Here is a 7,209-nt window from a genome sequence, read left to right on the forward strand (position 1 = left end):
AGCTCCTTTCACGTGATAGTTTTCAGCAGATTGCTCAATTTATCTCTTAGTTCTTCTATTGTACCAGTATTTTCAAGGACATAGCTAGCCAACAGGCGTTTTTCCCCTAATGGCAGCTGGGCCTGCATCCGCCTTTTAGCTTCTGCTTGGCTTAAATCGTCCCGCGCCATCAAGCGTTCTAGTTCCACTTCTTCCGGCGCCGCGATCAAGAGGACAGCATCAAAGTAGTCCTGCCAGCCGGCTTCAAAGAGCAGGGGCACATCGATCACGCAAACAGATTTCTGGCTTTCCTGCATTTCTTTTTGAACTTCTTTTAAGACTTCGCCTTGGGTAATTTCTGACAATCTGGCTAAAGCATCAGGATTGGCAAAGACATACCGGCCAAGCTTCTTGCGGTTGAGGCTTCTATCTTCATTGAAGAAGTCCGGTCCGAATTCTTTTAAGATCTTTTGCCAGGAGACCTGGCCAACTTCGGCCTGCTGGTGGGCGATCAAGTCACTGTCAATAACCTGGCAGCCCAGCTCTTTTAATATCCGGCTGGCGGTTGACTTACCCGTGGCAATCCCGCCGGTCAGTCCCAGATAAAAAGTCATCTAAACCTTTACCTCTTTTGACAATGCAGGCAGTAGGTAGTTCCCCGCCCGCTGATCTTGATCTTGACAAAGTTCTCCCCGCAGCGAGGGCATGGCTGGCCCTCTTTACCATAAACCTTAAGCTTTTCCTGGTAATGGCCGGACTCCCCTTCCGCATTTAAGAAGCTGTGGACGGTGGTGCCGCCGTATTTGATAGCTTCTTCTATGGTTCCATTGATGGCTGAGTGGAGGCGCTTAACCTGGTCCTTGCTTAATTCGTTAGCCGGCGTTAAGGGATTGATTCGGCTTTGCCAGAGGACTTCATCAACATAAATGTTTCCCAGACCTGCCACCAAGGTCTGGCTCATGAGCAGGCTCTTGATGTTTGTTTTCCTTTTCTTCAAGCCTTTTGCAAAATAGTCCAAGCTAAAGGCCGGAGTATCAGCTTCAACGCCCAAATTCTTTAGGCCTGTGACCTGGAATTCAGTTCCAGTTTCCACTAGCTGCAGGCGGCCAAATTTGCGGACATCCGCGTAACGCAGAGCAGACCCGTCAGTAAAGGCAAACTGCAGGTGCTCATGCTTGTCTACCGGTGCATCCCAGGTCGTTAAATGGTACTTGCCTTCCATCCGCAAATGGGAAACAACAGTCAAGTCGCCCAAACGGAAAAGGAGGAATTTGGCGTAGCGGTCAACAGCGGTAAAGGTCTTGCCCTTTAACTCCCTTTTAAAAGTTTCCGGGTCGCCGGTGATGACCTTGTCGTACCAAATATCGACATGGTCGATCGTCTTGCCCACGACCAAGGGCCGCAGGGTCCGGCGGACCGTTTCAACTTCTGGCATTTCTGGCATTTTTTACCTCCTACTTTGCTTCATACCAGTCATGGCCCCAGCCGGCGTCAGCGACTAAAGGCACGTCCAACTTAACGGCGGACTGCATGACTGACGGGACAATCTTCTGAATCGTTTCCAGTTCATCAGCTGGCACGTCAAAGATCAATTCGTCGTGGACCTGGACGACCATCTTGGTCTTTAATCCCAGTTCATCCAGCTTCTTTTGCATGTTGATCATGGCAATCTTCATGATGTCGGCGGCTGACCCTTGGATTGGGGAGTTGATTGCCGTTCTTTCCGCGAAAGAGCGGACATTGAAGTTCTTGGCGTGGATGTCTGGCAGATAGCGGCGGCGATGCATGATGGTTTCCGCGTAGCCCTTTTCTCTGGCGTCTTTAACGGCCTGGTCCATGTAGGCCTGGATGCCTGGGTATTGGTCAAAGTATTCGTCGATGAATTCCTTGGCCTGCTTGCGGGAGATGTCCAGGTTCTTAGACAGGCCGTAGTCAGAGATCCCGTAGACGATCCCGAAGTTGACCGCCTTGGCCCGCCGTCTTTGCAAAGACGTTACTTCGTCAACGCTATTTAAGTGGAAGATCTTCATGGCCGTGTGGGCGTGGATGTCGTAGCCAGTCTTGAAGGCTTCCTGCATGTTCGGGTCGGCTGAGACATGGGCCAGGACCCGGAGCTCGATTTGGGAGTAGTCACAAGAATAGATATAGCCATCCGGGCTTGATGGGACAAAGGCCTTTCTGATCTGCTTGCCTTCTTCCGTTCTGGTTGGGATGTTCTGCAGGTTAGGGTCAACTGAAGACAGGCGGCCAGTTGCCGTCAAAGTCTGCAGGTAGCGGGTGTGGATGCGGCCGTCACGCTCATCGATGACGTCTAAGAGGCCCTTAACGTAGGTAGACTGGATCTTGGCGATCTGCCGGTATTCCAGGATGTCGCTGACAACCGGGCTCTGCTCTTTCAACTGGTTCAAGACTTCAACTGAAGTGGAGTAGCCGGTCTTAGTCTTCTTGATGACTGGCAGGCCCAGCTTTTCAAAGAGGATAACCCCCAGCTGCTTTGGTGAATTCAAGTTGAATTCTTCCCCGGCTTCCTTGTAGATCTTCTCTTCCAGATCCTTTAAACGGACAGCAAAGTCGTTTTCCAGTTCCTTCAAGCGGGAAGGCTGGACCTTGATCCCGTTCATTTCCATCTTGGCCAGGACTCTGGCCGTTGGCAGTTCAATTGAGTCGTAAAGGTCGTCTTGCTCGTGGTCTTTTAACTGCTTTAAGAGGCTGTCCTTCAAAGCCGCGATCGCCGCGGTCTTGCCGGCCAGATGGTTGAAGAAGACCGCATCGTCTTCTGGAATCTTGGCATTCTTCCCCTTCCCGTAGACTTCTAGGTCGGTCTTCAAGTCATAGTAGTCGTAGCCTTGAACCAGTTCACCCAGGTCATTGGAATTTTTCTCATTGTCAACCAGGTAAGAAGCCAGGAGCAGGTCAAAGGATAAGCCTTCAGCCTTCATCCCCAGCCGGTAGAGGCCGTAAGTGGTCCGCTTTAAGTCAAAGACGTTCTTGTTGACAGCCGGATCTTCCAGCATTTCTTTCAAGGGCGCTTCCTGCAAGAGGAAGACGTCCCGGCTGACAAAGGTCTGGTCAGCAATTCTCAAGGCAAAGCCAGCGAAGTCAGCCAGGTGGTAGTTGTCGCCGAACATGGCCAAGTAGAAAGTGACTTCTTCAGCCTTTGGCAACTGGTCCAAGTTGTCAGCACTGAGAACGGTATAATCCTGCTTTTTGACTTCCATCTTGCTTTCGGTCAGTTCCCCTTTTTGGGCTAAGTCAGCCAGGAAGCGGCGGAAGTTCATCTTCTCATAGAAGCGGCGGAGGTCATCGACATTGCTGCCCTCGTATTCAAGGTCAGCAAGGGTCACTTCCACCGGGCTGGCGCAGTTGATAGTCGCCAGCTTTTTACCCAAAAGGGCATTGTCCTTGCCGGCGATCAAGTTTTCCTTCAGCTTGGACTTCTTCATCTCGTCAACGTGGTCATACAAGTTTTCCACGCTGCCGTATTCCTGGATCAATTTAGAGGCAGTCTTGGGGCCGACCTTGGCCACGCCTGGGTAGTTGTCAGACGGGTCCCCCATCAGGGCCTTCATGTCGATGAATTCAGTCGGGGTCACCCCGTTGACTTCCTTCATGTGCTCTGGAGTGAAGGCTTCCAGTTTGGTTACCCCGGACTTGGTCACGTAGACGGTAACGTGATCGCTAGCCAATTGGGTCAAGTCCTTGTCCCCGGAAACAACAGCCACTTCATAGCCAGCTTCGGCTCCTTTTTTAGCCATGGTGCCGATGATGTCGTCGGCTTCATAGTTGGCCAGTTCGTAGCTCTTGATTCCCATGTCCTTGAGCATTTCCCGCAGGTAAGGCAGCTGCTCAGAGAGTTCGGCTGGGGTCTTATCCCGGCCGCCCTTGTAATCTTTGTACATGGCGGTTCTGAAGGTAGTCTTGCCGGCGTCAAAGGCCACCAGGATATGGCTTGGGTCTTCCTGCTTCAAGACCACGTCCAGCATGTTTTTGAAGGCATAGAGGGCGTTGGTGTGGAGGCCTTCAGGGTTCTTAAACTTGTCCAGCTGCTGGTACATGGCGAAAAAGGCCCGGAAGGCCACGGAATTGCCATCGATTAAAAGTAACTTCTTCTTGTTCATTGTCATTCCTTACAAAATAAAAACTGTCAAAATACCTATATAAAGTATTTTAGCAGTTTTTGCTAGTTCGTTAATTATTTAGATCCGCCTTCTGTTTTCACCTTCTTGTAGAACATGAGCCAGAGGATGATCACGATTACGGCCAGGAATATAAAGGCGTGTTGAGTACCGATTGCTGTTGGCCGCGGGCCCTTTGACCCGTATTGGGCTTGGCTGAGGGCCACGATAGCTGAAGTCAGCGAAGTCCCGATGGCGCCGGCAAATTGCTGGATGGTATTTAAGAAGGCATTGCCTTGCGCGGAGAATTCCGGCTTAAGGCTGGCCAAGGCATTGGTCATAATGGCGCCAATGCTCATCCCCATCCCGGTCATGTAGATGATATAGACCAGTGAAATTACAAGATCGGACATCTGCTGGGACAAGCAGGCAAAGGCAATCAGCTCGGCAGCCATCAGACTGGCCCCGGTAATGATTGGGAAGCGGGCCCCTTTGTCGTCATAGAGGCGGCCTCCAACCACGCTCATCAAGGCCCCGACAATGCCAGCCGGCATGGTAACCAGACCAGCAACAGTAGCCGTAGACTGGTTAACCAGCTGGACGTAGTTAGGCAGCAGGAAGGCGTTGCCCAAAGAGCAGAGCTGGATCATGAGAAAGCCCAGCAAGTGCACGCTGAAGGATTTATTCTTGAGGATTTCAAAGTGCAGGATCGGCTGAGCCAGCTTTTTGGACCGGCCAAGCAAGAAGCCCAAAGAGCAGAGACCGATAAAAATCGGAAACAGGTTAGTCAGCAACTTCCCTGATGAAAGGTTGCTGAAGCCATAAATGACACCGGCAAAGAGGATAGCGATAAAGACAATGCTCAAGAAGTCCGGCTTAATCTTAACGATCTTGGACTTCTGCTGAATGCCGTAAAGGCCCAGGAAGAGAGACAAGATGATCAAAGGCAGCAAGAAAAAGAAGACATAGCGCCAGCCCAGGTTGTTGATGATGAGTCCCCCGAAGGTCGGGCCAAGAGCAGGAGCAACGCCAGTGATCAAGTTGCCAAAGCCCATCATGAGGCCAATTTTGTCAGCTGGCACCTGCTCTAAGATAATATTGAACATCAAAGGCAAGGCGATCCCGGTGCCCAGACCTTGGATAGCCCGGCCCAAGAGCAAAATCGCGAAATTTGGAGCTAAAGCGTCCAGGAAGGTGCCGGCGAAAAAGAGCAAATTGGCCGTGACAAAGAGCTGCTTAGTCTGAAAAGAGCTTTTCAAAACAGCGGAAAGCGGCACGATAACGGAGATAACCAGAAGGTAGATCGAAGTCATCCACTGAACGGTGTTGGTCGCCAGACCAAACTCCCGCATTAGGGTTGGAAAGGCAACATTCATTGCTGTTTCCACCAGGACTCCGCTAAAGGACATTAGTCCAGTGGCTAAGATTGCCGCGTAGACTCGGTTAGGAATTTTTGAATTCATAGAATTTCTTTACCCCTTTTCTGCAATATATTTTAAGAAACGGCGAACCGTGTCCAAGTCAGCTTGACTGAAGTGGTCCAGGAGTTCCAGGACATCATCTTTTATTTCTTCCTGGATTCCAGGCAGCAGGTCCTTAGCTTCATCAGTCAGCTTGACCAGCTTTTGCCGCTTGTCAGCTGGATCTGGCAGCCGGCTCACCAGCCCCCTCTTCTCCATGCGCTGGAGCATGATGGTGGTCGTTGACCGCTTGATGGCAAACTCTTCTTCGATCACCCGCTGCTTGGCCATTTGGCCCGGCTGCTTACCAAGGAAGTCGATCGTTGCCATCTGCGCCCGGGTTAACTTCATCTCCTTGGCAAAGTCGCTGGAGTGCTGGTCGATCCCCTTAGCCGCCTGCTTGATCAATTTACGGATTGGCTCCATCCTGTCCCCCATTCTCTTTCTTCTCTACATTCTTTAGCTATTCATCATTTTCGTTAGTTGTCTAGCTATTATTATAAGCAGCTGTTCGTTAGCTGTCTAGCGTTTTCTGAAAGTTGCTGAAAAAGCAACAGAAAACGGCGTCAAGACCGAGTGGTCTTGGCGCCGTTACTTTTTGCGTGCTTAGAAGAGATAAATAAGATTATAGTCGGGAATTTTTCTTAATGCTTGCGCTTCTTACCGCCCAAGAGGCCAAAGAGTGAAGTCAGAGCGATTACTCCCAGACCTACTGCGCTCAGCAGACTAGCCTTTTCTTCGTCTGCCCCAGTTTGTGGGAGCTGACTTGCAGTAGCAGTCTTGCCTTGAGCAGGAGTCTTCTTGCCGCTGTTAGGAGCAAATGTGGTTTGCTTTGGCGTTGCAGGCTTAGCTGGTTGACTTGGAACCTGCGGGTTATTTTGGCCTGATGGTGATGCAGGCTCTTGTGGTTGACTCGGTACTTCTGGCGTGTCCGGAGTAGTTGGTTCTTCTGGGTTAGAAGGAGTTTCCGGAGTACTTGGCACTTCTGGGTTAGAAGGAGTTTCCGGAGTACTTGGCACTTCTGGGTTAGAAGGAGTTTCCGGAGTACTTGGCACTTCTGGAGTTGAAGGCGTCGTATTCTTAGTGTAAGGCACCGGAGTATCCTTAGTTGGATCTTCTGGAGTTACATTTGGAACATCCGTCGTGTAGCCTGGTACGTTTGGAGTTGGTTCGTTTGGAACTACCTTAGATGGGTCTTCTGGATTGTTCTTGTAAGTTGGCGTGTCAGCACCTGGGATTGGGTTGCCGCTTGGATCTACCGGAACGATCTTGCCGATCTTCTTGTAAGTGAAGACTGCAGTCTTGTTGCCATCAGTGAAAGTACCAGTCGTGTCAGTAGTCTTAACCAGTACGTAGCCTTCAACAACCTTAGCGTCCTTAGTTACGTCGTAAGAGTCACCAGTCTTGTAGTCAGTACCCTTATTTACGCTTGGAAGCAGTTCGTTGCCGTCTTCGTCGACGAACTTTTCAGTCAAGCCGTACTTAGCTGCTGGAGTTTCGTTCTTAGTGTAAGGCACTGGAGTATCCTTGGTTGGATCTTCAGGAGTTACCTTTGGAACGTCAGTCTTGTAGCCTGGTACATCTGGAGTTGGTTCGTTTGGAACTACCTTGCTTGGGTCGTCTGGATCGTTCTTGTAAGTTGGCGTGTCAGCACC

General features: G+C 50.6%; 6 protein-coding genes. All 6 read right to left on the reverse strand.

Features of this window, described 5'->3' with window-relative positions; translation table 11 throughout:
• Positions 1 to 8: 8 nt before the first annotated feature.
• Positions 9 to 593 (reverse strand): dephospho-CoA kinase, encoded by a 585-nt coding sequence (coaE, locus tag ACLUXO_RS08050; protein WP_412137104.1) that lies wholly within the window; start codon positions 591 to 593, stop codon positions 9 to 11.
• Positions 594 to 601: 8 nt separating this feature from the next.
• Positions 602 to 1,423 carry a DNA-formamidopyrimidine glycosylase gene (gene mutM / locus ACLUXO_RS08055; RefSeq protein ID WP_412137105.1) on the reverse strand — a complete coding sequence of 274 codons (822 nt, stop codon included), beginning with the start codon at positions 1,421 to 1,423 and terminating at the stop codon, positions 602 to 604.
• A 10-nt stretch (positions 1,424 to 1,433) separates the two neighbouring features.
• Positions 1,434 to 4,097 carry a DNA polymerase I gene (gene polA, locus ACLUXO_RS08060; RefSeq protein ID WP_412137106.1) on the reverse strand — a complete coding sequence of 888 codons (2,664 nt, stop codon included), beginning with the start codon at positions 4,095 to 4,097 and terminating at the stop codon, positions 1,434 to 1,436.
• A gap of 74 nt (positions 4,098 to 4,171) precedes the next feature.
• Entirely contained in the window at positions 4,172 to 5,557 is a 1,386-nt protein-coding gene (locus tag ACLUXO_RS08065; RefSeq protein ID WP_412137107.1) for a DHA2 family efflux MFS transporter permease subunit, read from the reverse strand.
• 9 nt (positions 5,558 to 5,566) lie between these two features.
• A complete protein-coding gene (locus ACLUXO_RS08070) occupies positions 5,567 to 5,980 on the reverse strand; it encodes a MarR family winged helix-turn-helix transcriptional regulator (protein ID WP_412137108.1) in 414 nt (137 codons plus the stop codon).
• Between the two features lie 218 nt (positions 5,981 to 6,198).
• A partial coding sequence (locus ACLUXO_RS08075) for an LPXTG cell wall anchor domain-containing protein (protein ID WP_412137109.1) occupies positions 6,199 to 7,209 on the reverse strand: 1,011 nt, incomplete at its 5' end.

This window comes from Lactobacillus delbrueckii subsp. bulgaricus, assembly GCF_046938665.1.
GTDB classification, from domain to species: Bacteria; Bacillota; Bacilli; order Lactobacillales; family Lactobacillaceae; genus Lactobacillus; species Lactobacillus delbrueckii_C.

Coding starts and splice junctions, on each gene's coding strand:
- coaE (WP_412137104.1), bottom strand. CDS start 593: ATGACTTTTTATCTGGGACTGACCGGCGGGATTGCCACGGGTAAGTCA.
- mutM (WP_412137105.1), bottom strand. CDS start 1,423: ATGCCAGAAATGCCAGAAGTTGAAACGGTCCGCCGGACCCTGCGGCCC.
- polA (WP_412137106.1), bottom strand. CDS start 4,097: ATGAACAAGAAGAAGTTACTTTTAATCGATGGCAATTCCGTGGCCTTC.
- ACLUXO_RS08065 (WP_412137107.1), bottom strand. CDS start 5,557: ATGAATTCAAAAATTCCTAACCGAGTCTACGCGGCAATCTTAGCCACT.
- ACLUXO_RS08070 (WP_412137108.1), bottom strand. CDS start 5,980: ATGGAGCCAATCCGTAAATTGATCAAGCAGGCGGCTAAGGGGATCGAC.